The 22,637-nt window shown below is 57.0% G+C and carries 25 protein-coding genes and 1 tRNA gene; 13 read left to right on the top strand and 13 right to left on the bottom strand.

Features of this window, described 5'->3' with window-relative positions:
• Positions 1-25: 25 nt before the first annotated feature.
• The 3 genes from WC598_RS13295 to WC598_RS13285 all read right to left on the bottom strand — a co-directional run bounded on the left by WC598_RS13295 (position 26) and on the right by WC598_RS13285 (position 1,709).
• Positions 26-295, bottom strand: coding sequence for a hypothetical protein (locus WC598_RS13295; RefSeq protein ID WP_372961989.1), 270 nt, complete (start codon positions 293-295; stop codon positions 26-28).
• A 43-nt stretch (positions 296-338) separates the two neighbouring features.
• Complete coding sequence (locus WC598_RS13290) at positions 339-1,439, bottom strand: glycosyltransferase family protein (protein WP_372961988.1); 1,101 nt, start codon at positions 1,437-1,439, stop codon at positions 339-341.
• A gap of 63 nt (positions 1,440-1,502) precedes the next feature.
• On the bottom strand, positions 1,503-1,709 hold the full coding sequence (locus WC598_RS13285; protein ID WP_372961987.1) for a PspC domain-containing protein: 207 nt from the start codon (positions 1,707-1,709) through the stop codon (positions 1,503-1,505).
• Between the two features lie 104 nt (positions 1,710-1,813).
• Between WC598_RS13285 and msrA the strand changes: the two genes are divergently transcribed.
• Positions 1,814-2,302, top strand: a complete 489-nt coding sequence (gene msrA, locus WC598_RS13280) for a peptide-methionine (S)-S-oxide reductase MsrA (protein WP_372961986.1) — start codon at positions 1,814-1,816, stop codon at positions 2,300-2,302.
• Between the two features lie 63 nt (positions 2,303-2,365).
• A complete protein-coding gene (locus WC598_RS13275; protein ID WP_372961985.1) occupies positions 2,366-2,629 on the top strand; it encodes a hypothetical protein in 264 nt (87 codons plus the stop codon).
• A 68-nt stretch (positions 2,630-2,697) separates the two neighbouring features.
• On the opposite strand, the gene WC598_RS13270 is transcribed toward WC598_RS13275, so the two are convergent.
• Together WC598_RS13270 and WC598_RS13265 are read right to left on the bottom strand one after the other, a co-directional pair.
• Entirely contained in the window at positions 2,698-3,327 is a 630-nt protein-coding gene (locus WC598_RS13270) for a small multi-drug export protein (protein WP_372961984.1), read from the bottom strand.
• 51 nt (positions 3,328-3,378) lie between these two features.
• Entirely contained in the window at positions 3,379-5,193 is a 1,815-nt protein-coding gene (locus tag WC598_RS13265) for a KUP/HAK/KT family potassium transporter (RefSeq protein ID WP_372961983.1), read from the bottom strand.
• A 345-nt stretch (positions 5,194-5,538) separates the two neighbouring features.
• On the opposite strand from WC598_RS13265, the gene WC598_RS13260 reads away from it, so the two are divergent.
• Positions 5,539-6,489, top strand: coding sequence for a magnesium transporter CorA family protein (locus tag WC598_RS13260; RefSeq protein WP_372961982.1), 951 nt, complete (start codon positions 5,539-5,541; stop codon positions 6,487-6,489).
• 230 nt (positions 6,490-6,719) lie between these two features.
• Here the strand turns inward: WC598_RS13260 and WC598_RS13255 are convergent.
• Positions 6,720-6,793, bottom strand: a tRNA-Val gene (locus tag WC598_RS13255).
• Between the two features lie 152 nt (positions 6,794-6,945).
• Here WC598_RS13255 and WC598_RS13250 point away from each other — a divergent pair.
• The gene (locus tag WC598_RS13250) at positions 6,946-7,260 is read left to right on the top strand and encodes a DUF4389 domain-containing protein (protein ID WP_372961981.1); all 315 of its coding nucleotides are present in this window, start codon (positions 6,946-6,948) and stop codon (positions 7,258-7,260) included.
• Between the two features lie 76 nt (positions 7,261-7,336).
• Here the strand turns inward: WC598_RS13250 and WC598_RS13245 are convergent, their stop codons facing one another.
• Positions 7,337-7,564 carry a ferredoxin gene (locus WC598_RS13245; RefSeq protein WP_372961980.1) on the bottom strand — a complete coding sequence of 76 codons (228 nt, stop codon included), beginning with the start codon at positions 7,562-7,564 and terminating at the stop codon, positions 7,337-7,339.
• A 512-nt stretch (positions 7,565-8,076) separates the two neighbouring features.
• The gene (gene serA / locus WC598_RS13240; protein ID WP_372961979.1) at positions 8,077-9,681 is read right to left on the bottom strand and encodes a phosphoglycerate dehydrogenase; all 1,605 of its coding nucleotides are present in this window, start codon (positions 9,679-9,681) and stop codon (positions 8,077-8,079) included.
• Positions 9,682-9,856: 175 nt separating this feature from the next.
• On the opposite strand from serA, the gene ppsA reads away from it, so the two are divergent.
• The 7 genes from ppsA to WC598_RS13205 are packed head-to-tail and all read left to right on the top strand — an operon-like array spanning position 9,857 to position 16,742.
• Complete coding sequence (gene ppsA, locus WC598_RS13235; protein WP_372962016.1) at positions 9,857-12,148, top strand: phosphoenolpyruvate synthase; 2,292 nt, start codon at positions 9,857-9,859, stop codon at positions 12,146-12,148.
• Positions 12,138-13,244: a tyrosine decarboxylase MfnA gene (mfnA, locus tag WC598_RS13230; RefSeq protein WP_372961978.1), complete on the top strand. Its 1,107-nt coding sequence runs from the start codon at positions 12,138-12,140 to the stop codon at positions 13,242-13,244. Before ppsA ends, mfnA begins: the two co-directional genes overlap by 11 nt.
• Positions 13,237-13,785: a hypoxanthine/guanine phosphoribosyltransferase gene (gene hpt / locus WC598_RS13225; protein WP_372961977.1), complete on the top strand. Its 549-nt coding sequence runs from the start codon at positions 13,237-13,239 to the stop codon at positions 13,783-13,785. Before mfnA ends, hpt begins: the two co-directional genes overlap by 8 nt.
• Positions 13,751-14,710 carry a diphthamide biosynthesis enzyme Dph2 gene (gene dph2 / locus WC598_RS13220; RefSeq protein ID WP_372961976.1) on the top strand — a complete coding sequence of 320 codons (960 nt, stop codon included), beginning with the start codon at positions 13,751-13,753 and terminating at the stop codon, positions 14,708-14,710. The genes hpt and dph2 overlap by 35 nt, the downstream gene beginning before the upstream one ends.
• On the top strand, positions 14,707-15,321 hold the full coding sequence (locus WC598_RS13215) for an METTL5 family protein (RefSeq protein ID WP_372961975.1): 615 nt from the start codon (positions 14,707-14,709) through the stop codon (positions 15,319-15,321). Before dph2 ends, WC598_RS13215 begins: the two co-directional genes overlap by 4 nt.
• Before the next feature lie 17 nt (positions 15,322-15,338).
• Positions 15,339-16,511, top strand: a complete 1,173-nt coding sequence (locus WC598_RS13210) for an MFS transporter (RefSeq protein WP_372961974.1) — start codon at positions 15,339-15,341, stop codon at positions 16,509-16,511.
• 51 nt (positions 16,512-16,562) lie between these two features.
• Positions 16,563-16,742 carry a hypothetical protein gene (locus tag WC598_RS13205; RefSeq protein WP_372961973.1) on the top strand — a complete coding sequence of 60 codons (180 nt, stop codon included), beginning with the start codon at positions 16,563-16,565 and terminating at the stop codon, positions 16,740-16,742.
• 45 nt (positions 16,743-16,787) lie between these two features.
• Here the strand turns inward: WC598_RS13205 and WC598_RS13200 are convergent, their stop codons facing one another.
• The 5 genes from WC598_RS13200 to WC598_RS13180 all read right to left on the bottom strand — a co-directional run bounded on the left by WC598_RS13200 (position 16,788) and on the right by WC598_RS13180 (position 20,911).
• Entirely contained in the window at positions 16,788-17,531 is a 744-nt protein-coding gene (locus WC598_RS13200) for a TylF/MycF/NovP-related O-methyltransferase (protein ID WP_372961972.1), read from the bottom strand.
• A gap of 68 nt (positions 17,532-17,599) precedes the next feature.
• Positions 17,600-18,040, bottom strand: a complete 441-nt coding sequence (locus WC598_RS13195) for a hypothetical protein (protein ID WP_372961971.1) — start codon at positions 18,038-18,040, stop codon at positions 17,600-17,602.
• A 327-nt stretch (positions 18,041-18,367) separates the two neighbouring features.
• Positions 18,368-19,219 (bottom strand): DUF6159 family protein, encoded by an 852-nt coding sequence (locus WC598_RS13190; RefSeq protein ID WP_372961970.1) that lies wholly within the window; start codon positions 19,217-19,219, stop codon positions 18,368-18,370.
• 88 nt (positions 19,220-19,307) lie between these two features.
• Complete coding sequence (locus WC598_RS13185) at positions 19,308-19,946, bottom strand: hypothetical protein (RefSeq protein ID WP_372961969.1); 639 nt, start codon at positions 19,944-19,946, stop codon at positions 19,308-19,310.
• 59 nt (positions 19,947-20,005) lie between these two features.
• Complete coding sequence (locus WC598_RS13180) at positions 20,006-20,911, bottom strand: alpha/beta hydrolase (RefSeq protein WP_372961968.1); 906 nt, start codon at positions 20,909-20,911, stop codon at positions 20,006-20,008.
• A 231-nt stretch (positions 20,912-21,142) separates the two neighbouring features.
• On the opposite strand from WC598_RS13180, the gene WC598_RS13175 reads away from it, so the two are divergent.
• The gene (locus WC598_RS13175; protein ID WP_372961967.1) at positions 21,143-21,784 is read left to right on the top strand and encodes a hypothetical protein; all 642 of its coding nucleotides are present in this window, start codon (positions 21,143-21,145) and stop codon (positions 21,782-21,784) included.
• On the top strand, positions 21,781-22,560 hold the full coding sequence (locus tag WC598_RS13170; RefSeq protein ID WP_372961966.1) for an SdpI family protein: 780 nt from the start codon (positions 21,781-21,783) through the stop codon (positions 22,558-22,560). The genes WC598_RS13175 and WC598_RS13170 overlap by 4 nt, the downstream gene beginning before the upstream one ends.
• Positions 22,561-22,637 lie beyond the last annotated feature (77 nt).

The following is a 22,637-nucleotide window of genomic DNA, read 5'->3' as shown; positions in this document are numbered from 1 at the left end:
CATTCTCCATGAGAAAGATACAGGCTCATGGCTTTTTGAAGGGTACGATCACGGTCTTCACAAACCGGTCCTCGGGTTCAACAAACGAGACCCTCCACCCGACATCGTACCGTGCCCCGCACTCCGGGCAGATGAGAACCACCCGGAACACTTCCCGGGTTGACTTGATGGGATTATCCTTGATCGAATTCACGTTGAGAAACGACGTGTGGAACCCGCGTTCATATCCGCACGACGGGCAGGTATGGAGTTCTTCGGTGACTTTGAGGGGGGCGATCTTTTCCGGTTCCGTCATGCTGGCTGGTCTCTCCTGATCGTGGTTTTTGCCGTCTCTGCACTTAAGGCTGCCGGGGCCTGCACAATCCAAGAATGATCGCCGTTGCAATCTTTCTCCCGTGGATACTGGCATGGGTATCCCGGAAAGGCCGGGGGATGATACGCATAGTCTCGGCGATCTTCTCCTCAAGCACCTCTTTTGTCACGTCCCTGCCATCGATCGCAATACCCGCACCCAAGTCCACTACCTTCCGGGCATTGTTCTGCTGCTCGGGGTGGTTCGGGTCCATGATGATCAGTACGGGTTTCTCGAACAGCATGGCTTCGTGGAGGGTGGTGAGGCCGCCATGGACAATGGCAATCTTTGCCTGCGCAAGGTGCTCGTACAGATTGGGCACATACCCGTGGGAGGCGAAGTTGTCGGAGGATTCGGGGATCTGCGGGCCGGTATAAAAGACATCGAAGAACTCCTCCTTGTGCTGGTCTGCAATCTCCTTGAGCATCAGGTACATGGGGAGTTTGTAGGGCTCGCCGCCAAAGCTGGTGAAGATGGTCTTCTTGTCGTAGAGGTACTTCGACGGATCGAATTCATAGAACGGGCCGGTGAAGGTGAAACGGTGACTCTGGCTGCGGGGAACCTTGACATTGTATTCGCTCAGCGTATCCGGCGGGGGATAATCCGGGACAATGATGTGTTTTGCGAGGCCCAGGTACCACTGGGTCAAGAGATTGAGGACCCGCCAGACCGGGTTGGTGCCCTTGTGGCCGTTGAAATAATTCTGGTTGGTGATAAAGACCACCGGGATCCTGCGGAACCACGCGGAGATGACCCCGCCGTACATCGTGTCGCAGACAACGCAGTCATAACGGTATTTCAGGATGAGGCGGCGGACCGCGGCAGCGGACTTGAGCAGGTCGAGGGGGATGGATTTGGAGCACCAGAGGGTCTTTTTCAGATTAAAAAAGCCATCTGTTCCCTCAAGGCAGACCTCGCGAGGGATGACGTGCAGGTTCGAACACCCGTGCTGCTTCATGAAATCATAGGATTTGCCATAGCCGGCGAAATGGATGGTATGGCCCTGCTGCTGTATGTAATGTCCGAGGTGGAGACAGCGGGATGCATGCCCAAGCCCCTCGCCACAGACAACAAAGAGGATCTTCATGAAGTGCCTGCCTACAGGTTTGATCTGGTAAATGATGAATTGCTCGTGCAGGATATGCCGCAGTCAGGATTCCAGCGGGGGGTTCTGTGGAGCTTCCGGTATCAGAAGCCAGGCAATGATATAGACGATCAGGCCGGTACCCAGGGAGAGGAGGGTAAACGCTGCCCACACCAGCCGGACAACGGTCGGGTCGATATTGAGGTGTTCCCCGATCCCCGCGCATACACCGGCAAGAATCCGGCCGGTGGTGGGCCGGGTCAGTGTTCTCATGATCAGATCTGGGTTTTCCCCCCTAAAAAGGAATCCGCCGGGCGGGAGGGGGAAACGGTGACTCTTATTATTCCCGGGTTCCATGATCATACAGGAGGAGACGAGTGAAAGATACGGGACAGGAAGAAACGGCCACGTTCGGGGCCGGCTGCTTCTGGGGGGTGGAGGAAGCGTTCCGGAAGCAAGACGGCGTTACCGAAACTGCAGCCGGGTATATGGGGGGATTCAAAAAGAACCCCACGTACGAAGAGGTCTGTACCGGTGAGACCGGTCATGCAGAGGTCGTACAGGTGACATTCGACCCGGCCAGGATCACCTACCGGCAGCTGCTCGACGTGTTCTGGTCGATCCATGACCCCACGCAGCTCAACCGTCAGGGGCCGGATGTCGGAGCCAACTACCGGTCCGTGATCTTTTATCATAATCCCGGACAGGCAAAAACTGCGCGGGCATCCAAGCTGGACCAGGAAGTCTCCGGAAGGTTCGGGTTTGGCAAGATCGTAACAGTCATCCAGCCGGCAGCGGTATTTTACCAGGCCGAGGAGTACCACCAGCAGTATTTCCTGAAGCACGGCGGGAATTGCCAGATCTGACACCTGCCGGCAAAAACACGATCACAGCAAGGAATAAAGAATCCAAAGAGGAGGACCCCACTCATGCAGATCGCCGAATCAGTCCAGCTTGCAGCCACCTTTGTTGAGGTGGTGATAGCATTCCTTGCCCTGTTCATAGCATGGCAGAAAAAGAAGAGGTACTGCGGATTTATCGCAATAACGTTCGCCCTGTTTGTCATCTTCGACATTGACCGGATCTTTTCCCTGAACAGTTCCCCGGACCTGCACGCAGTACTCTTCCTTGTTGCATGCCTTTCCATGCTCTACGCGGTCACTCTGATCTGGAACGAGAAGACACTGACCTGAAAGCGGAAGCCATTATGGTCCGGACGAACGGCAGGGAGCGGGGCCGGGCAATTCCCCCTCCCCGCCGTTCACACGTTCCCGCACACCTGCGCCCCAATCTCCGCAGGGAATGCATGGTTCGCACAGAGACTGGACAGGATCGCTTCCGATCCAAGCGCCATGCCAAAACAGCCGATGAATGCGCCGGTAAGGATCGCGAGGAAGACTAACCAGGTGTTCATGCCGAGCAGTTTTCCAGCTATGGAGCCCCGCACACCCCCGCTCCCCAAGACCGGCACCATCACCATCAGGACAATCGAAAAGAACCAGAGGCCGGCAAGCCAGTGGTGATCCGCGATAAACTGTCCGGTAGTCTTCGTGAGACCCGAGAGCACAGGGCCGATTACCGGGATCCGGTACGCAAGATCGAAGTTCAGCGACATGAAGAGGCTGGTCTCGACATCGATCATGACAACCGAGAGTGCCATATACCACCAGGGGATGCCAAGGGCAATGCCGATAGGAATGACCGTCTCTTTTCCCGCAGGAGGCAGGAGATACGCAACCATGAGCCCCAGCATGATGAGAAACTGGGCAGACGGAAGCGTTGCAGCCATAATCAGGATATGGCTCGCTGCGACAAGGAAGGGGACGCCAAGGAGAATAATCCGCCGGTAAATGCCCGTTTCAGGGAGAAGAGAAGAGGGGAGAACGGCCATAGCGGATCCACGCGATATCTATCACCGGATCTGATATAATGGTCGGGCGGATCACATCACAACCCTCATGATAACCCCGTGCATCTTCTCAGAGGGGAGAGTATAGAACTGGACAAAGGGGGGCGAGACCTTCTTGATAAGGCTGTAGATCTTCCAGAAGAATTTGTCACTGACAATGGTTTCAATGCCGTAAAAGATTGTTTTCTCGTCAATGCCCCGGGTCTCCAGCAGGGAGACGACATCGATAACTTCCATGTACCCGGTTGTTATCGTAAAGGACTCAAGGCCGGGGGCAAGGTCCTGGTCGAGACGGGTTGTAACCCCGAAGGGTTTCTCCGTGCTCCGGATGCAGACCAGGACATTCTTCTCGTACATAATCTCGTTCTGGAAGAAGACCTGCCCGAGATACGGCGATATGTTCTGGACATCGCTTATGAAGTAGAGCGCGGTTCCCCGGATCTTGGGGAGCGTGGCATAACTCTCCTGGTACCGGGGCAAAAACTCGTTGATCGGGAGGGGTTTTATCAGCTCGTGGAGCCGGTCCTGCCCGCGGATGTAGGCGATGATGAGGATGAGCGGAATTGCGGCTAGGATGAAGGAGAAATACGCCCCGTGCGGGATCTTCAGCAGGGTTGCAACAAAGAAGAAGAAGTCGATCACGATGAGGGCACCGGCACAGAACATCTGGAGCGGCTTTTTCTGTAAGAGGAAGATGAGCGCCATCATGATGGCCGAGATCATCATCGATCCCGATACGGCAAGCCCGTACGCAGCAGAGAGATTCTCGGATGACCCGAACTCGAACATGACAACGAGGACGGCGACAAGCAGCATCCAGTTCACGGCATCGATATAGATCTGGGACCGGAGTTCCGGAGAGGTGTATTCGATCTTCATCTTGGGGAAGATCCGGGTCGACATTCCCTGGTACACAATCGAGAACATACCTGAGATCATTGCCTGCGAGGCAATGATCGTTGCACAGAGGCTCAGGGCAAGGAAGGGGACGTAGATGAGCGGGCTGATGTGGTTGATCATCGAGAAGAGGACGTTGTGGGTGTTGTCGGTCATCAGCACGTACGCACCCTGGCCCAGGTAGCTGAGCACGAGCGCGGGAAAGACCACCACCCACCCTTTGACGATTGGTTCCCTCCCCAGGTGGCCCATATCGGCATAGAGCGCTTCTCCCCCGGTAACACAGAGAATCACTGCCGACATCACCACCAGCGAGGCCCACCCGTTTTCAAGAATAAAACCCACCGCGTAGATGGGGCTTAAGGCATAGAGCACCTGCGGGGCGCCGATGATGGCAACAACACCGGTTATGGCAAGGGTTGCAAACCAGACAACCATGATGGGGCCAAACGCCCACGCAACCTTGTCGCTCCCCCGCCTCTGGAAAAGGAAAAGGCAGATGGCGATGGCGGCTGCAATCAGGATGAGGGTTATCCCGTTCGTCTCTTCGAACCCCGGGATCAGCAGGATCCCCTCCACGGCCGAGAGGATACTGATTGCCGGGGTAATAATACCATCGCCGATGAAGAGAGCGATGCCAACGATCGTAAGAACGGATACTACGGACGCAGCAATCCCGGGTTTTAAGAGCGGGTCCAGGATTGTCCGGAGAACGATCGTACCCCCCTCGCCCTTGTCGGAGAGCGACATGGCGAGCCAGATGTACTGGACCGTTATGATGATAAAGAGGGTCCAGGTGATGAGCGAGAGGAGGCCAAAGACGTTCTGAACCGTTGGCAGCAGGAAGAGCAGGATGGCGCCGACAGTGTAGATGGGGCTTGTCCCGATATCCCCGAACACAAGGCCAAGGGATTTGACGATCTTTCTTAAGGGACTGCCCGTTTCGCCCATTCCTTATAGTCTGTTTTCAAAACAGAGTAAACCTTTTGGATTTTTTGGGGCGGATCCCTCCAGCCTGCGGACCCGGATGCACCCGGAACACATGAATGCAGTGCAGGACTCGATCCCCCGCAGAACAAAGGGGACGAACATACGAGCCGGGCACTCCCGCACGATCTGGGAGGGATTTCCGGAGATCTGGTTTTAGGATAAACGTTCTTTGCAGACCCGGCGCGCACCCGGAAAATTTTCTATATATAGAATAAGAATGAAAACACAACTACTCAGCACACATCCCGCTGCCCGCCGTGCCGGTGCGGCATGGTATCTGTGCGGAACCGTTCGAGGTTTGGAACCATGATGCAGGTCTACAGGACAAAGAAAGACACTGAGCCCACGGTCATTGAGACCGTGGACGCTCCGGGGGAGGGCACATGGGTACGGATGACAAGCCCGACCGAGGCCGAACTGGTCCGGATGGCCGAGACCTGCCAGGTTCCCCTGGATTTCCTGAAGGCCGCTCTCGATGAGGAGGAGCGTCCGCGTATCGATGCCGAGGACAACGTGGTCCTCGTGGTCCTTGACGTCCCGATGATAACGGACAACGAAGGAATCAGGACACTCTCCACGCTTCCGCTCGGCATCATCATCAACGGGACCATTGTTATTACGGTCTGCAGCCGGGTGTCCCCGATCCTGGACGATTTCATGGCGGGAAAGGTTAAGCATTTCCACACGGCAAAGAAGACCCGCTTCCTCTTCCAGATCTTCCACCGCAATGCATCCTCGTACCTCCACCACCTCAGGCAGATCGAGCGAACGATCTCAAGGATTGAGGTTGAACTGCACCGCTCGATGAAGAACGAGGAACTGTTCCAGATGATGGAGCTGGAAAAGAGCCTCATCTACTTCTCGACCTCGCTCAAGTCAAACGAGGCGGTGCTGGAGCGCATCCTGCGCACCAAGCCGCTGAAGATGTACGACGACGATGCCGAGTTCCTCGAAGACGTCATCATCGAGAACAAGCAGGCAATGGAGATGTCGCAGATCTACCTGCACATCTTAAACGGCATGACGCAGGCTTTTGCAACCATCATTTCGAACAACCTCAACATCGTGATGAAGTTCCTTGCTTCCATCACCATCATCATCGCCATCCCGACAATGATTGCCAGTTTTTACGGGATGAATGTCGAGGGCGGGGGTCCCCTCTCCCAGTCACCCTTGGGGTTCGAGATCATCTTCGGGATCTCCTTCATAGTCTCGGCTCTGCTCGGCCTCTTCATGTGGCGGAAGAGATTTTTCTGATCAGTTTTTATTCCGGCATTTTCGTGGATCCGGGCCAATTGATTTTTCCGGGCGGATCACACCCGCCAGATTCTGCCCGTTTGGTATTCTGACACTACGGTCCCCCTCATGGAAATCCGATAATTTTCCAGGAGCCGGAGGGGGTTCTGACGGGGGAGGTATCTTCAGAAACAGGGAGTGCGGGCGCATCCGCTCGCAGGAAAAATCACGCAGAATGAGAGATTGTTGTATGGGCCCGCTGAGATTCGAACTCAGGACCTCCGCCATGTCAAGGCGACGTCATAGCCAACTAGACCACGAGCCCTCGTGTGCCTGATGCTCTATAACTTCTGTCTTGGTATTATTAAAAATTAGTGGAGACGCATCCGTCCGACCCGACTTGTTCCGGATATGAATCCGGGCGATAAATACGCCCATTTTATTACGGGAAGGCCCAAATGCCTGAATTGATATACCATGACACAAGGTTCACCTTCACTTGGCCAGCTCTTCACATTTGAGCAAGACGCGGGCCGTCTCGAACTGCTCATACGGATCGTCTACTGGATCCTGATAGGGATCGTTCTCTGGGTTTACGGGATCATCGCCTTCATCTGCCTCTTCATCCAGTGGTTCCACATCCTGATCCTCGGGCGCCGCAACGAGACGCTCTCCAGTCTTGCCAAGGGGTACCTGGAATACCTGGTCCATGTGATGCCCTACATGTACTTCATGACCGACACGCGACCGGATATCCTGCCGGGGTCCGTGAGAATCTACGAAGAGGCATAACGCGCAGAACACCGGCAGTTCACATTGCCGGCATCCGTTTTTTAAGAACAGACTTCCCACCCGGGCGCGGCCCCGGTCAATTCTCTTCAATCGTGATAATCTGCATGGGACAGAGATCCACGGCATCCCGGGCGCATGCGATCGAATCGTCCGCGGGGGTGCCCCGCCCGGTCTCCCCATTGAGCCGGAATCGTTCGATCACCTGGCTGAACGTATCTTCGGGGTTCTGTTCGAAAAAGCCCGGGCAGGCATCCCAGCAGGACCCGCAGCTCACACAGGTTGAACGGTCGATAGTAACGATCATTTTCAATCACCCGATACCGTAAGCCCCGTGGATCACAACAGGAGCAGCCCGGTACACCATTCAGGATACCTGTGCATCGGCACCCGGATACCTTAAAGCTGATCCAGCCCGGCTCCGTTCCCAGGCCCGGCAGGGATCGGCAGGCGCCAATTCCTGATGAGGAACCTGTTGATCACTTTAACCCCATCCGACCCCCAATGACAGCCACGGCTAAAACAAACGGAAAATTCTCGTCATAAAACAGGTGATTTTTTACCCGCAGTCTTATGGGTTAATTGGGGGGGTCGGATTAGGTAAAAGTGAAAAATACGGTACCGGATACCCGGATAAAAAACGATTTTTCTGAAGACATTTTCTGCAATCAGCCGTTACGGTATGAAGACAAAATACCGTGCCCGACCCCCATTTGCCATTGCTCGGAGGGAGGTACCCTGCAACCGGGCGGGGACATCGCAAGACAGCGCTGTCGTACACAGCCAGACGGGAAAAACATGCATTAAAAAAAGAATATTTCAGATCTTCTCATCGGAAATTTTGGCAAACATCATCGTAGAGATGCCGGGCAGACCGCGGATCTCGTCGATCACGCCCGCCGGCACATCGCTGTCCACGTTCAGGACCATCAGGGCCGGTTCCTCAGGCCTGAACCGGCCCACCTGCATGCCGGCAATATTGATATTATTCTTCCCGAGGATGGTTGCTGCCCGCCCGATCACGCCGGGCTGGTCCAGATGCTTGGAGACCAGCACGTGACCTTCGGGGATCATGTCCATCGTGTAGCCGCCAACTGCAACGATCCGGCTCCGGCCCTTGAAAAAGACCGTGCCGCTGACCGACTCTTCGCCATTGTCAGTCCTGATCCGGATCGTGATTAAATTCTTGAACCCACGGGCTTCCTGTGTCACGGTCTCGCTGATCGAGATGCCGCGCTCCTTTGCCACGAACTCCGCGTTCACGATATTGACCGGCTGCTGGAGGATCGGGTCGAGAAGACCTTTCAGGGCAAGGCGGGTCACGAACTTCATGCTTCCCGCATATGCGGAAAGTTCCCCGCCATAGATGCACTCAACGGAGGAGAGCCTGCCGCCCGCGATCTGGATGGCAAACCTGCCCATCTTCTCGGCGAGCTGGGCATAGGGGGCGAGCACTTCCGCGTGCTCCGGGGGAACCATCGGCGCGTTCACAACGTATTTCGCAGAACCGCCGTTTAAGACCTCGATGCACTGCTTTGCAACGGAGACCGCCACGTTCAGCTGGGCCTCGACCGTGCTTGCCCCGAGATGCGGGGTGACAATGACCTGGTCAAGGGTCAGGAGCGGGGACTCGGTCGGGGGTTCTACCTCGAAGACATCGAGTGCGGCACCTGCCACCTTGCCGCTCTTGATTGCATCGTAGAGCGCCTTCTCGTCAATGATACCACCGCGGGCGCAGTTGATGATCCGGACGCCGTCTTTCATCGTGGCAATGCTTTTTTCATTGATGACATGCCGTGTCTCGGGAATCAGGGGGGTGTGGACCGTGATGACATCGGCGACTTTGAAGAGATCCGCCATCGACATCATCTGGACACCAAGCTGGGAGGCACGTTCCTGAGTGATGAACGGATCGTAGGCAACGCACTTCATGTCCATTGCATTGGCCCGCTTTGCCACCTCGCGCCCGATCCGGCCGAATCCTACGATCCCGAGCGTCTTCTCGTTGAGCTCGACACCCATGAACTTGGAGCGCTTCCACTCCTTCTTCTTGAGGCTCGCGCTCGCCTGGGGAATGTTCCGTGCAAGCGACTGCATCATCGCCATGGTGTGCTCGGTTGCCGCGAGCGTGTTGCCCTCGGGAGCGTTTGCAACAATGATACCCCTGCGGGTTGCTGCGTCCATATCCACGTTGTCCACACCGACACCGGCCCGTCCGATGAACCGGAGCTTCTTCCCGGCCTCGATCACCTTTGCGGTCACTTCAGTGCCGCTCCGGACCAGCAGGGCATCGTAATCCCCGATAATCTTGCAGAGCTCGTCCTCGGGAAGCCCTGTCCTGACATCGACATCGCAGGCTGCCCTGAGGATTACAAGCCCTTCTTCCGCCAGCGGATCGCTGACGAGCACTCTTGCGTTTGCCATAAAAACCCATATATTATCGGCACCGGACTTAAAGAGGGTTTTTCTTCTTGTGCCGAAGCGCTCCCCCGCGGACCGGTCGCCAAAAGCCGCCATTCACGGGAGGATTCCCAGGTAGGAGAGACACGTCATGGTAATGATTAAAGTGGCGGGCGATGAGATCATATGTGGTGCGAGCATGAAAGAAGTGCCCAACATTCTATGGCTCGAAGAGATCAGGAAGGAGGATATCATATCGGTAGGGGGCAAGGGGGCATCTCTTGGAGAGATGGCATCCATCGGCCTTCCCGTACCGAAAGCCTTCGTGGTAACGGCTCAGGCCTTCCGCAGGTTTTTAGTCGAGACCAGTCTGGAAAAGAAGATTTTTGCATCGTTCGAACGGCTCGACGTCGAGGATAACGAGGCACTTGAAAAGGCGGCCGAACAGGCAAAGGCGCTGGTGATCAAGGCAAAGATGCCGGCTGCCATCCGGGACGAGATCAAGAAGGCCTACAAGCGGATGGACAACGGCAACCTCATCGTTGCGGTGCGGTCAAGCGCCACTGCCGAGGATTTGCCCGATGCCAGTTTTGCCGGCCAGCAGGAAACCTATCTCAATATCAAGGGGGACGCGAACCTTCTTTTGTCAGTCCAGCAATGCTGGGCATCGCTCTATGGGGCGCGGGCACTCTATTACCGGGCCAGGCAGGGATTCGACGACAGTACCGTGAATATCGCCGTTGTCGTCCAGCAGCTCGTCCATTCCGAAAAGGCCGGGGTCATGTTCACGTCCCACCCGATATCGGGCGAACCCTTAACGATCATTGAGGGGTCCTGGGGACTTGGTGAAGCCGTTGTCTCGGGCTCGGTCTCCCCGGATAAATACGTGTTTGACCAGCGGACCGAGAAAGTCGTGGACACGCTCATCTCGAACAAGAAAGTGGAGATCATTGCAAACGGCGACCATGGAACGAAACTTGCGGATGTTCCAAAGGACCGCCAGGACAAGCAGGTGCTCTCGGACGCGGAGATCGAGAAACTTGCCATGTATGGCAAGATCGCGGAGAACCATTACGGCGTGCCGCAGGACGTTGAATGGGGTATTGTCAGCGGAACAACCTATATTCTCCAGTCCCGGCCTATCACAACCATCGGGAGCAAGAAGGGGGCAAAAGGCATGTCAGGAAATACGTCAGGCGCGAATATTCTGATCAAGGGGCAGGGGGCTGCACCCGGCATAGCTTCAGGGAAGGTTGTCATCATCCGGGACGTCAAGGACACCGGTTCAGTAAAGGAGGGCGACATCCTTGTCACCAGGATGACCAACCCGGACATGGTTCCGGCAATGCGCAAGGTTGCGGCTATCGTAACCGATGAAGGCGGTATGACCTGCCATGCGGCAATCGTGAGCCGGGAACTGGGCACTCCGGCAGTTGTCGGCACCAAGACCGCGACAGCAGTCTTAAAGAACGGGCAGGTTGTCACAGTTGACGGCGAACTGGGCCTCATCTACGAGGGCGCAGTAGCACCCCCGGCGGCCGTATCGGCACCCGGGCCTGCCCAGCAGGCAGTTGTCGCCCATGCACCCATCATCACCGCAACGAGCGTCAAGGTGAATGTATCCATTCCCGAGGCAGCAGCGCGGGCGGCAGCAACCGGCGCCGACGGGGTCGGACTTCTCAGGATCGAGCACCTGATCCTCGGCCTGAACAAGACTCCCGGCTGGTTTATCCAGAACCACAAGGAGGAAGAGTTCGTCAAGGAACTCCACGACGGCATCAAGATCGTGCTCGATGCCTTCCCGGGAAAGCCGGTATGGGTTCGTACACTCGATGCCCCGACCGATGAGTTCCGGAACATGAAGGGTGGCGAGAACGAGCCGCACGAGCACAACCCGATGCTCGGCTGGAGAGGAATCCGCCGCGACCTTGAAAGCCCCGACCAGTTCCGGCTCCAGGTAGAGTCGTTCAAGCGCCTCTGGAGCGAGGGTTACGAGAACCTCGGCATCATGTTCCCGATGGTCTCCCACCCCGACCAGTTCATTAAAGCTCGGGAAATGATGCGGGGCTGGGGTGTTGACGTTGAGAACGTCACCCTCGGCATCATGATCGAGATCCCGTCGAGCGCGATCATGATCGAGGACTTTATCCAGGCAGGGATAAAATTCGCCTCGTTCGGGACCAACGACCTGATCCAGTACACCCTCGCCATTGACCGGAACAACGAGAACGTTGCCACCATGTACAATCCCCAGCACCCGGCCGTTCTTCACCTGATTCACAACGCGATCCAGGTGTGCCGCTCCTATGATGTCGAGTGCTCGATCTGCGGGCAGGCCGGGTCTGACCCGAAGATGGCAAAATGGCTCGTGGAGCACGGCATCACCAGCCTCTCGGCGAACATCGATGCCATTGCCAAGATCCGCGAGGCGGTGGCAAAGACAGAAAAACGCATCATCCTCGAAGCCGCGAGATCAAAAGATGCTGAATAAGGGTCAGTCCGAAGAAGAACTCTTCAGATTCCTCCTGGAGAAAAAACAGGAGGATCTTGACCACGACTTTATTTTGAGCTCCATGTGCACGCTCCCCCACCCGGTCGCAGCGCGGGCCCACTGCATGTTCATGGAGACGAACCTCGGGGACCCCGGGCTCTTTCCCGGGACGTTCTCTCTTGAGAAACTCCTTGTGCAGCGCTTTGGCGATCTCTTCCACTGCCCGGACGCGGGCGGGTATGCCACGAGCGGAGGTACCGAGTCCAACATCCAGGCCCTCCGGCTGGCAAAAACCCACTGCCACGAAATAACTACCCCCAACATAATCGTACCCGGATCCGCCCACTTCTCGTTCAAGAAAGCCTGCGACATCCTCGGTCTCGAAATGCGCAGGGCACCGCTCCTCGATGACCATCGTATGGACGCGGATGCGGCAGCCGGGCTTGTGGATAAGAACACGGTAGGGCTCGTGGGCGTTGCGGGAACAACCGAATACGGGATGGTGGACCCGATACCGGCGCTTGGGAAAATCGCCGTGCAGGATGACATCTTCTTCCATGTCGATGCGGCATTCGGGGGAATGGTTATCCCGTTCCTTCCCGATCCTATGCCGTTTGATTTTGCCGTGCCCGGCGTGACGACAATTGCCGTCGACCCGCACAAGATGGGTATGAGCACAATTCCTGCAGGCTGCCTCCTTACCCGGGAGCCGGACCTGCTCAATACCCTCAACATCGATACCCCGTACCTGACCGTGAAGCAGGAGTACACCCTTGGCGGCACCCGCCCGGGTGCTCCCGTTGCCGGGGCAATCGCAGTCCTTGATTACCTTGGGCGGGAGGGAATGACAGCAGTCGTTGCCGGGTGCATGAAGAATACCCGGCGCCTTATTGCCGGCATGGAAACCCGGGGCTTCTCGCGGGCAGCCACTCCGGACGTGAACGTGGCAACCTTCACCTGTGGAAAAGAGCAGGTGCCAGAGCCCTGGAGAGTATCGTGGACCTGCCAGGGCCACCTCCGCATTGTCTGCATGCCCCATGTGCATCTCGACAGAATAGAAATGTTCTTAGAAGAAATTGGTGAGAACCATGCTTGACCGACTCGTAGAATCCCTTGAAACCTGCCCGATGGTGAAACGCGGGGAGTACAATTACTTCATCCACCCGATCACCGACGGGGTACCGATTGTCGATCCCGCTCTCCTCCGCGACGTGGCAGCCGCCATGGTCAAAGTGCTGGACCTAAACAACGTGGACAAGATCGTTGTTGTGGAGGCGATGGGCATCCATATCGGATCAGTCCTCTCGACAATGACCGACATCCCGATGACCGTGATGCGAAAGCGGGAGTACAAACTCCCATTCGAGGTTCCGGTCCACCAGACAACGGGGTACTCGAAAGGCGAACTGTACTTGAACGGGGTCTACAAAGGCGACCGGGTTGTGATCATCGACGACGTGGTGAGCACGGGCGGGACCATGATTGCTCTCTTAAAAGCCCTGGAAATTGCCGGCGCAGAAGTAGTTGATGTCTGTATCGCAATCCAGCGGGGCAATCCCGACATCGGGAGACCCTACAAGTCCCTCGTGAAGATCGAGGTTGATGACCGGGTCCATGTCATCGAGCGGTTCATCTGAGCTGATCGACAGGCTCACTGCCCGCGGGGCAAAGACGGTTGCCCTCCAGTTCCCGGAGGGGCTGAAGCGGAAGGCCGGGGAGTATGCCCGGGCGCTCCGTGAAGCCGGTTTTTCCGTCATTGTGAGCGGCGATCCCTGCTATGGGGCCTGCGACCTCGCGCTCGACACCCTTGCATTTGCCGACGTGCTCGTCCACTTCGGCCACGCGCCGGTCAATGACCAGCCGGACGTGATCTTCGAGCCGTACCATGTGGACTTCGATCCCGCGGTGCTCGAAAAAGCCCTGCCGCTCCTTTCCGGAAAGACCATCGGTCTTGTCACAACGGTCCAGCATGTCCACCGGATCCCCGCAATGGAAACATTCCTCCATGCCCGGGGTTTCGAGGCACGGGTTGCACCGGGCAGCGGACGGACCCCCCACCCGGGACAGGTGCTCGGCTGTTGTTTTACCGCTGCACGGATCCCGGGCGTGGAAGCGATCCTTTTTGTCGGGACGGGTGTCTTCCACCCGGTCGGCATGGCCTTAACCACCGGCCTTAAGGTTATAGCCCTCGACCCCCTCACCGGAACGGCACAGGAGGTGAGCGGCGAAGCGCTCCAGCGCAGGCGGTTTGCGGTCATGGAGAAGGCCCGGGGTGCCGGGTCTTTTGGTATCATCGTCTCCACCAAGCAGGGCCAGGAGCGGATGGAACTCGCAAAATATCTTGCCGGGCTCTCGCCCCATGCGGTGATTGTCACAATGCGGGAAGTGAGCCCGGACGAGCTCCTGAACATCGGGCTTGCCGCGTACGTGAACACGGCCTGCCCCCGGCTTGCCTACGACGACCAGGTGCGATTCCCCGTACCGGTCCTCTCCCCGCAGGAGTTCGAGATCCTCTGCGGGAAGCGGACCTGGGACGAGTACGAGATCGACGAGATCCCATGAAACTCAAAAACCTGGAGATGATGCTCCAGCGCCTTTCGGGCTTTTCAAAACCACGGGCAGCCCTCGAACAGTACCAGACCCCGGCACCGCTTGCCGCCCGCCTCCTCTTCCACGCCCTGATGAAACACGATATTGAGGACAGGTCTGTCTGCGATCTCGGCAGCGGTACCGGGGTGCTTGCCATAGGAGCGGCCCTGCTTGGCGCCGGGCGGGTCACGGGGATAGAGATGGACGAGGGGGCCGTGCGGGTGGCAGAAACAAACGCCCGGCTTCTCGATGCGGAAGTGACCTTTGTGGTGGCGGATGTCCGGGATTCGGACTTCCTGGCCCGGGCCGGGCGTTGTGACACCGTGATCATGAACCCCCCGTTCGGGGCCCAGAAAGCCCATGCCGACCGGCCGTTTATCGACGCAGCCCTTGCCCTTGCACCGGTTACCTACAGCATCTTTAATGCAGGATCTGCCCCATTTGTAAAAGCCTACACGGAAGGGAGAGCGGAGATCGCTGAAAAAGTCGGCGGGGCATTCCCGATAAAACGCACTTTTGCCTTCCATACCAAAGACGTGCAGGAGATCGAGGTCGAGATCTTACGACTGATACGGAACCAGTAACCCAGCCCCGCAGCGTCATGCAGTCCATAACGGGCCTTGCTGCGGCCCACATGGTCACTGACATCTACATGCCGGTACTCCCGGCGATCCTGCCGCTCCTGATCGCAACCAACGGGTATTCCTACCTTGCAGCAGGGCTCCTCGTCACCGCCTACAACATCACCTCCTCCTTCACCCAGCCGGTTGTCGGCTGGCTCTCGGACAGCCGGGGCCTGACAATCAGCGTGGGCGTAAGCCTGATCGTCAGCGCAGTCTTTGTTGCCCTCATGGGCATTGCAGGGAATTATTACCTGATCATGGCCTGTGCCATCCTCGCGGCACTGGGTCATGCCTGTTTCCACCCGACTGCGCTCACCCGGGTCAGCCAGCTCTGCACGAGCGGGAACCGGGGGAGGATCACCTCCTATTTCGTTGTTGGCGGAAATCTCGGGTACGCCATCGGGCCGGTCCTTGCCGCCGTCGTTGTCTGGGCGTTCGGCCTGCCCGGACTCCTGCTCCTTGTCATCCCGGCCATCATCATGTTCTTTCTCCTCAAAACCATCCTCCCGGAGGGGATTGCCGGGGCATCCGGATACCCATCAAAACCTGCAACGGCTCATGGCGACTCTCCCTCGAAATTACCGTTTGCCATCCTTATGGCAGCCTCGGTCCTCCGGGCCTGGGCGGTCTTTGCCGCCATCACGTTCCTCCCGATGTACCTGGTCTCGCAGGGCTATGATCTGGTTGCGGCAAGCGCAGTGATGACCCTGATGCTCCTTGCCGGTGTGGCCGGCCAGATCGCAGGAGGACGCATATCGGACGCCATTGGCAGGAAAGAGTTCATGGTCTTCGGGCTTGTCGGCGCAATCCCGTTCTTCTACCTCTTCTTTATGACAACTGGGATTCTTGCGATTATTGCGATCCTCATCTTCGGGTTCTTTCTCTGGTCCACCTTTGCCGTTGCCGTTGCCATGTCCCACGAGCTTTTGCCCCAGAATGTGGGCCTCGCATCAGGAATGATGCTCGGGCTTGCCATAGGCTTTGGCGGTCTCGGGGTTGCCGTCAACGGGCTGATAGCCGATCACGTCTCGCTTGCCGCGGCTCTCGGAACCATCCCGGTCCCCATTGCTCTTGCCGTTATCCTGATGGCGGTGCTGCCCTACCCGTGGAAATCGCTCAGCAGGCAAAAACCCGGGACGGGCGCACCATAAATCCCATACCCTTATATTTTTTCGGTGGAATAGTATCACTGGAGATTTACTATGGATAAAACAGGAATTATTACGCTGATCGTTGGTCTGGTATTGTGTGCAGTAGGGGTCTACGCTATCTGGACGTTCCTTCCGCAGGTCATCATTGCAGTCCAGGGACTCATCGGAATCGCCGTAGTGTTGTTCGGCCTGCTGCTGGTTGTCTTCGGTGTCCTGATCATCAGGGATTGAACATACGGCCAGGCCAAAAAAAATTAAAAAATCTTTTTTCGCGGTTCAGACTTTTACGACAAGGCACTGGGAGCCTGCGGTTTCCAGCACCGGCTCGGACTTAACTTCGAAGAAATCGTCGAACGCCTTCTTCACGCCGGGAGCCGTGATGTAGTCGTGAGAGATGATGATACCACCTGAGTTCATCCGGGGGTAGAAGAACTCGAGGCACTGTTTGGTGCTCTCGTAGCAGTCCACGTCGAGATTCACGAGCGAGAAGGTCTTGTCCTTGACCGGGTCCGAGGTTGCCGGGAAGATCCCCTTGTAGAAATGGACATTCGGGTTATCCTCCAGGTATGCCTTTACCGAATCATACGATGCCGCGAATTTGCCCTCGTAAAACGGCCAGACCATATCGATCTCGTCAACCCTTGGCAGGCCTTCGAAGGTATCGAAGAGGTGGAGAGGACGATCACCTTTCGAGAGGCAGATGATCTTGGCTGAACCACCCTTGTACACGCCAACTTCGGCGATATCGCCGGGAACCTTCTGGGTGCGCTTGACGGCCATGTGGATATGGTACGCCTCGATATCTTCAAGGAGGAGATCGGATTCGGCCCGGATCTTCTTGAGAGCCTTTGCAAAGTCCTTGCGCTCTGCGCAGCCATAGTGGGAAAGGCGGCCCCGGTTGGCAATATCGTGCCCCATCGTGGGCTCAAAAAAGATGAATTTCCGGAACTTGAGGAGGTATCTGCTCGGGACAAGGGTGTCGAAAGCCGAGTAAAAACGCTTCTTGGGAAACAGGCTCATGCCTTACTGTATACGTTTTCCACGGATTTATATATACGGCCCCCCATGTTCCCGCTCTTTTTTCCCCATCAGGCATTCGGGACCGGCAGCGGTGCATCCACGTCCAGCTCATCGAGAAACGGCATAAGGCCGGTGGCGAAGAGGACGGGGCGCTTATCCGGCCCGGCAAGGCGTTCTCCGGCGGAAACGATCTCGATCATGAGCGGAAACTCGTGCATGGTCTGTTCAAACGAGGGGTCATTCTCACGGGTGAATGTCAGGAAACTGCCAACACCGATATAGGGTCGCTCGAACTCGGAGACCGCACGGTATTCCTCAATAACGGAATCAAGGGTGCGGGTGCGGGCAAGTTCCTCCTCAAAAAAGAGAGTAACTTCAAGAGCATAGGTGTTGGCCAGGGCACCGAGCGATCGGACATCGATCTGCTTTCCGGGCACGAGTCCCAGCAGTCCCAGTTTCTCTTCCGGCGTAGATCCCGGGAGGGTTTTTGGGGCGTTCTTTGTATCCATAGAAATTATGGGCCCCGGTTTTTTGTAAACCTATGGATTGGAGAACAGGGAGGGGTAATTATTCCCGCCCGAACCGGTTGAACAGGGTAAAACCCACGCCGAAGAAGATGTGGGTCATGAACGGACAGAGCAATCAGGTGGCCCCTGCAGTTCTGATAAAAAAACATGCCGGGGAAGAAGACATGGATCATAATCATGACAGCAATACCATATCACCCGTTATCAGGCGTTTTAACCCGGAACCCTCGCGCATCCAACGTATGAAATGCGGGCGATACCTGATGGCTGAAAAAAAGAGGGATGGACGGGGAGACTGACGGGCCCGGATCAGATATTCCCCTGGTGTGATCCCGGCTTTGCCACGAATGCGTTGGCAATAAGGTCGCGGTCGAACGCCGAGGGAACCGTACCGGTCTTGGCAAACTGGTACAGGGCCGTGAGGAAGATCCCCTGCATGGCCGATGCAACAACGCCAAGAACAATGACAAGGATGATGAAGAGGAAGATGGCGGCCCAGAAGACCATCGCATTGCCAAGGAACATCGTGGCAAGGACGCCGAGGAACGCAACGAGTCCGATAGCCAAAAAGATGAGCATGATCGAACCGGAACCGACAATACTCTCGCCCCAGGTCTTTTTTACGAGCGCAACGGATTCCTTCATCGAATCCACCACGCCCTTTTCTTCAAGCATGAGGACCGGTACCACAAAGAAGGTGACAAGTCCCCACGCACCTCCGATGAGGCCTGCTGCGATCTCTCCGATGAAGCCTGCTTTTTCCGCAAGGACCTGAAGCAGGAGGCCAACGGTTGCCGAGATGAGCGCCCAGGCAAGGATCGAGGGGAAGTGCCGCAGGGATGCCGAGAGAGCCTCCCCGACACCCATCTCCCTGCCATTCAGCCGGGCATTCACACACAGGATGAGCGCGGTGTTGAAGAAGATCACGACAAAGTAACTGACGAGATAGAAGAGGAATAATCCAACATAGAAAACAAGCGATCCCCCTGGGACTGCGTCATCCAGGCTCCCTGCCATGAACAGGGGGAGGAGGAAGGTTGCAAGCACGATTAAGGAGATAATCCCCGACATAACCGGAAATGCGAGCAGTTTCTTGTCCTGCATAAGGATGCTCCAGCTCGTCTTGACGAGCGAGAAGCTCCTGCCAATACTCTCAAACATAGTACCGGCGTACGATGTATAACGAGATGAAGGTTTGCCGGTCACCTCCATAGAATCGGAGTCACAAACCGGAAAACCGGTTTACACATCAGGGATTGCGCAGCCGGGCCATGAGAAGGGCCCCCATCCCTGCCGCAAGGACCACGCATACTGCCGGAAGGGGAGTCTGCGGGGTAGCCTGCGATGACGGGGGCACCTCGGGGGTCCGGACCGGGAGCTGGGTCGTGGCAGGGGTATCCGGAAGCTGGCCTGCAACCGGCTGGGTGAGTGTAAGGGTGCTTCCCGGGACAACCGTACCGGCATTGTCCAGTTCCACTACCTGGAGGACCATCACCTGCGGACCGGCCCCTGCGGGAACCGTCCCGGTAATCGTGACCGTAAATGAGACATCCTGGGTTGTGGAATACGAGAGGAGAGCGCCGTTCAGGAAGGCCACGCTGCCCGATGCGGTCTGCCGGGCGGCATTGTGCCCGTCAACGATCACCTGGATAACCCACTGGGCATTCGAAAGCCCGGTCTGCATCTGGAGATCGTGATTCGGGGAGAACGTTGTGGCCCCGGAAGGGATGACAACATAGGTAGCAGTCACCTTCTGCTGACCCCCCGCAGCAAGCGGGGGATTGGGGGAGAACGAGACTGCGGACTGGACAACGGTAGCAGTTACCGGGACACTCATGAGGAGCAGCACGGCAAAGACAAGGGGGAGAACAACAGGAAGCCTGACCATGGATTTCAACGAAAACAGGTTTGCCGGGGAAATGATAGAGCTGTCGGTCGGGGCTCCCGTTAGCGGGAGAGGATGCTCTGGATGAAGGCACCGGCCTGGTCGACTGCTTCCTTTCCTTCGGGGATCTGGCCCGCGAAGATCTGCCAGCAGTGGAACATGCCTTCCCAGATCTCGGCCTGGACCGGGACCCCGGCCCAACGGGCCTTGTCCACAAACTTCCCGATATCCGAGAGGAGGAGCTCGTGGGTTCCCATCTGGATATAGAGGCGCGGAAGCCCCTTCATCAGGGCATGAACAGGAGAGGCGAGAGGATCACGCGGATCGTGACCCGCAAGGTAGGTCTTCTGGATGGACTGGAGATGGGCCGGGGTGATCCAGTCCCGGCCGCTGTTCCGGGTTACCGATTCTCCCGGAAACAACATATCCACGAGGGGAGACATGCAGACACCGGCGAGCGGGAGGGGCTTCTCCGCGTCACGGATCTGCTGGAGGAGGGCTAGGACAAGCGTCCCCCCGGATGAGATCCCGACCGGGAGGATCCGGTGCGGGGTGAAACCTTTGGAGAGCAGGTACTGGTACGCGGCAACAGCATCCTCAACGGGAGCCGGAAAAACCTGTTCCGGGGCGAGCCGGTAATCCACGGAAAGGACCGGGGCGTTTGCAGCCCTGGCGAGCCGGATGCAGAGCCCGAGATGATCTTCAGGGGAGCCTAGAGTGAACCCGCCGCTGTGGAAGAAGAGGATCACCCGGTCCATACGGGAATCCTGCAGGGTGATCCAGAGGCCGGAAACGGCATCCGTTATCCGGATATTCACGGCCGAATGACTACCCTCGCTGACAATATCAGCCTGCATCTCCTGGTAGAATGCGGAGAATTCCTCCCGAAGTACGGGGACGGGCATCTTTGGATCGGCGGAGTGGTCCCGTATGATGGCGAGAAGTTCCTCGGACGATTCCTGAATCATTACCTCTGTTTTTGCGACAGGAGATAATAAAGGAGGTGTACACACCGGCTGTAACCGGTTCCCTTACCGGGTACTGCCGCATTGTTCCTCACAATAGGGAGGATGGATCAACCGTATCACGCGAAACGCAGGCAAAGATCTCATCGGAACAACGAATATTATTAAACTGTCAGGGCCAACTAAGTCAACACGTTAGTGTTGACGTCCGCAATCATACGGGAAGTAACGCAAATGACAGGAACAAGCATTTCTGAGATTATTCACAAATGGACGGGCTGGTGCCCACACGGGCTTGCAGTAAAAACAAAAATGACGGCAGATGTGCGGTCCGCCGTTCCTGCGATGAACCCTGTAACGAAAAGTCCCGGGCCATCGGGTTCTGACGGATCCGGGATACCGGGCGGCAGGGTATACGAACACACCCAGCCGGGGTACCTGCTGGCAGGAACTCTCGGGGCAGCCTGCCTGTTCCTGCTCGGGACAATGCTCTTCCTGGGTCCCCAGCTGGTCACCATCCTTGTCCTGTGCATACTTGTTGCAGTCCTTGCCATCATGGCCCGGCTGACCGTCTCCGTTACCCCGGCAAACCTCCGGATCCGGTTTGGACCTTTGGGTATTATCCGGAAGCAGTGGCCGGTTGCCGAGATCGTATCGGCGACGCCGGTCACAAACCCATGGTACTACGGGTATGGTATCCACTACACGCCGCGCGGAACCCTGTATAACGTCTCCGGGCGTTATGCGGTTGAAGTCCTGCTCTTCTCCGGGCAGGCATTCAGGATCGGTACCGATGAGCCGGAAGCGCTCTGCCTTGCAATCGGACAGGCAGGGGCAGAGGCACAACACACTCCCGCAGGACGGGAATCTCCATGACATCGGCGATTCCGAACAGGATCAGGGCATATCTCGGCTGGTGCCCGATGACCGGGGCCGCGCAGCACCCGGCACCGGACCAGCCAGCCGGTGCAAAAACCGGGGATCTTGCTGACAGTGGCGGCAGCGTGACAGGCCGGGCAGACCGGTTCATGCACCTGACAATCGCAGTCGTAGTGCTCTCCTATGTGGTGGCAATCCTCATCCTGCCATTCCTGCCGGAAGTAATCCCGGTCCACTGGAACCTACAGGGAAAGGCAGACGGATTTGCCGCAAGCATCCCGGGCGCCTTCGGCCTGCCGGTCATCATCACCCTGGTAACGCTCCTCTTTATCCTGCTGCCGAAATTCGACAGCAGGTATGCAGGTTTTGCGCTGGCAAAGGACATCTATGCCATCATCCTCTTTGCCACAACGGGCATGCTCCTCGTCATGGAAGTCATCTTTCTCCTGATTGCCGCGGGATATGATCTCCCGGTAATCACCATTATCCCCGTTCTTATCGGGTTTCTCTTCATCATCCTCGGGAGCCTGATGCCGTACATCCACCGGAACACAACGATGGGTATCCGCCTGCCCTGGACAATGAAGAGCGATGACATCTGGAAGAAGACACATGAACACGGTGGCCCGCTCTTCATGGCGGGCGGCATCCTCACCGTGATCGGGAGCCTTGTTTCCGGGATCTGGGCAATGGCCCTGATGCTTGTGATCATCATCGGTGTCACCATCTATATCTCGGTCTGGTCGTACCGGTATGCAAAGACGGCCGGATGAAGGAGTCATAGAACGGTTCCTTGAGAGGGGAGCGGGTCGTCATCTTCCAAACCTGGGCCGGGCTCCGACACTTTTAT

The organism is Methanoregula sp. (assembly GCF_041645475.1).
In the GTDB taxonomy this organism is placed as follows: domain Archaea; phylum Halobacteriota; class Methanomicrobia; order Methanomicrobiales; family Methanospirillaceae; genus Methanoregula.
Note: the sequence above shows the minus strand (reverse complement) of the source record. Positions and strands in the feature narration are given on the sequence as shown.

What these genes read in the sequence shown, in the direction of transcription:
- ppsA (WP_372962016.1), top strand. Translation starts at nt 9,857, where the DNA reads ATGAAAGAAGTGCCCAACATTCTATGGCTCGAAGAGATCAGGAAGGAG.
- dph2 (WP_372961976.1), top strand. Translation starts at nt 13,751, where the DNA reads ATGACCGGGTCCATGTCATCGAGCGGTTCATCTGAGCTGATCGACAGG.
- WC598_RS13285 (WP_372961987.1), bottom strand. Translation starts at nt 1,709, where the DNA reads ATGAGAACACTGACCCGGCCCACCACCGGCCGGATTCTTGCCGGTGTA.
- WC598_RS13275 (WP_372961985.1), top strand. Translation starts at nt 2,366, where the DNA reads ATGCAGATCGCCGAATCAGTCCAGCTTGCAGCCACCTTTGTTGAGGTG.
- WC598_RS13210 (WP_372961974.1), top strand. Translation starts at nt 15,339, where the DNA reads ATGCAGTCCATAACGGGCCTTGCTGCGGCCCACATGGTCACTGACATC.
- WC598_RS13195 (WP_372961971.1), bottom strand. Translation starts at nt 18,040, where the DNA reads ATGGATACAAAGAACGCCCCAAAAACCCTCCCGGGATCTACGCCGGAA.
- WC598_RS13295 (WP_372961989.1), bottom strand. Translation starts at nt 295, where the DNA reads ATGACGGAACCGGAAAAGATCGCCCCCCTCAAAGTCACCGAAGAACTC.
- WC598_RS13215 (WP_372961975.1), top strand. Translation starts at nt 14,707, where the DNA reads ATGAAACTCAAAAACCTGGAGATGATGCTCCAGCGCCTTTCGGGCTTT.
- WC598_RS13200 (WP_372961972.1), bottom strand. Translation starts at nt 17,531, where the DNA reads ATGAGCCTGTTTCCCAAGAAGCGTTTTTACTCGGCTTTCGACACCCTT.
- WC598_RS13270 (WP_372961984.1), bottom strand. Translation starts at nt 3,327, where the DNA reads ATGGCCGTTCTCCCCTCTTCTCTTCTCCCTGAAACGGGCATTTACCGG.
- serA (WP_372961979.1), bottom strand. Translation starts at nt 9,681, where the DNA reads ATGGCAAACGCAAGAGTGCTCGTCAGCGATCCGCTGGCGGAAGAAGGG.
- WC598_RS13205 (WP_372961973.1), top strand. Translation starts at nt 16,563, where the DNA reads ATGGATAAAACAGGAATTATTACGCTGATCGTTGGTCTGGTATTGTGT.
- hpt (WP_372961977.1), top strand. Translation starts at nt 13,237, where the DNA reads ATGCTTGACCGACTCGTAGAATCCCTTGAAACCTGCCCGATGGTGAAA.
- mfnA (WP_372961978.1), top strand. Translation starts at nt 12,138, where the DNA reads ATGCTGAATAAGGGTCAGTCCGAAGAAGAACTCTTCAGATTCCTCCTG.
- WC598_RS13170 (WP_372961966.1), top strand. Translation starts at nt 21,781, where the DNA reads ATGACATCGGCGATTCCGAACAGGATCAGGGCATATCTCGGCTGGTGC.
- WC598_RS13265 (WP_372961983.1), bottom strand. Translation starts at nt 5,193, where the DNA reads ATGGGCGAAACGGGCAGTCCCTTAAGAAAGATCGTCAAATCCCTTGGC.
- WC598_RS13290 (WP_372961988.1), bottom strand. Translation starts at nt 1,439, where the DNA reads ATGAAGATCCTCTTTGTTGTCTGTGGCGAGGGGCTTGGGCATGCATCC.
- WC598_RS13260 (WP_372961982.1), top strand. Translation starts at nt 5,539, where the DNA reads ATGATGCAGGTCTACAGGACAAAGAAAGACACTGAGCCCACGGTCATT.
- WC598_RS13185 (WP_372961969.1), bottom strand. Translation starts at nt 19,946, where the DNA reads ATGGTCAGGCTTCCTGTTGTTCTCCCCCTTGTCTTTGCCGTGCTGCTC.
- WC598_RS13250 (WP_372961981.1), top strand. Translation starts at nt 6,946, where the DNA reads ATGACACAAGGTTCACCTTCACTTGGCCAGCTCTTCACATTTGAGCAA.
- WC598_RS13180 (WP_372961968.1), bottom strand. Translation starts at nt 20,911, where the DNA reads ATGATTCAGGAATCGTCCGAGGAACTTCTCGCCATCATACGGGACCAC.
- WC598_RS13245 (WP_372961980.1), bottom strand. Translation starts at nt 7,564, where the DNA reads ATGATCGTTACTATCGACCGTTCAACCTGTGTGAGCTGCGGGTCCTGC.
- WC598_RS13175 (WP_372961967.1), top strand. Translation starts at nt 21,143, where the DNA reads ATGACAGGAACAAGCATTTCTGAGATTATTCACAAATGGACGGGCTGG.
- WC598_RS13190 (WP_372961970.1), bottom strand. Translation starts at nt 19,219, where the DNA reads ATGTTTGAGAGTATTGGCAGGAGCTTCTCGCTCGTCAAGACGAGCTGG.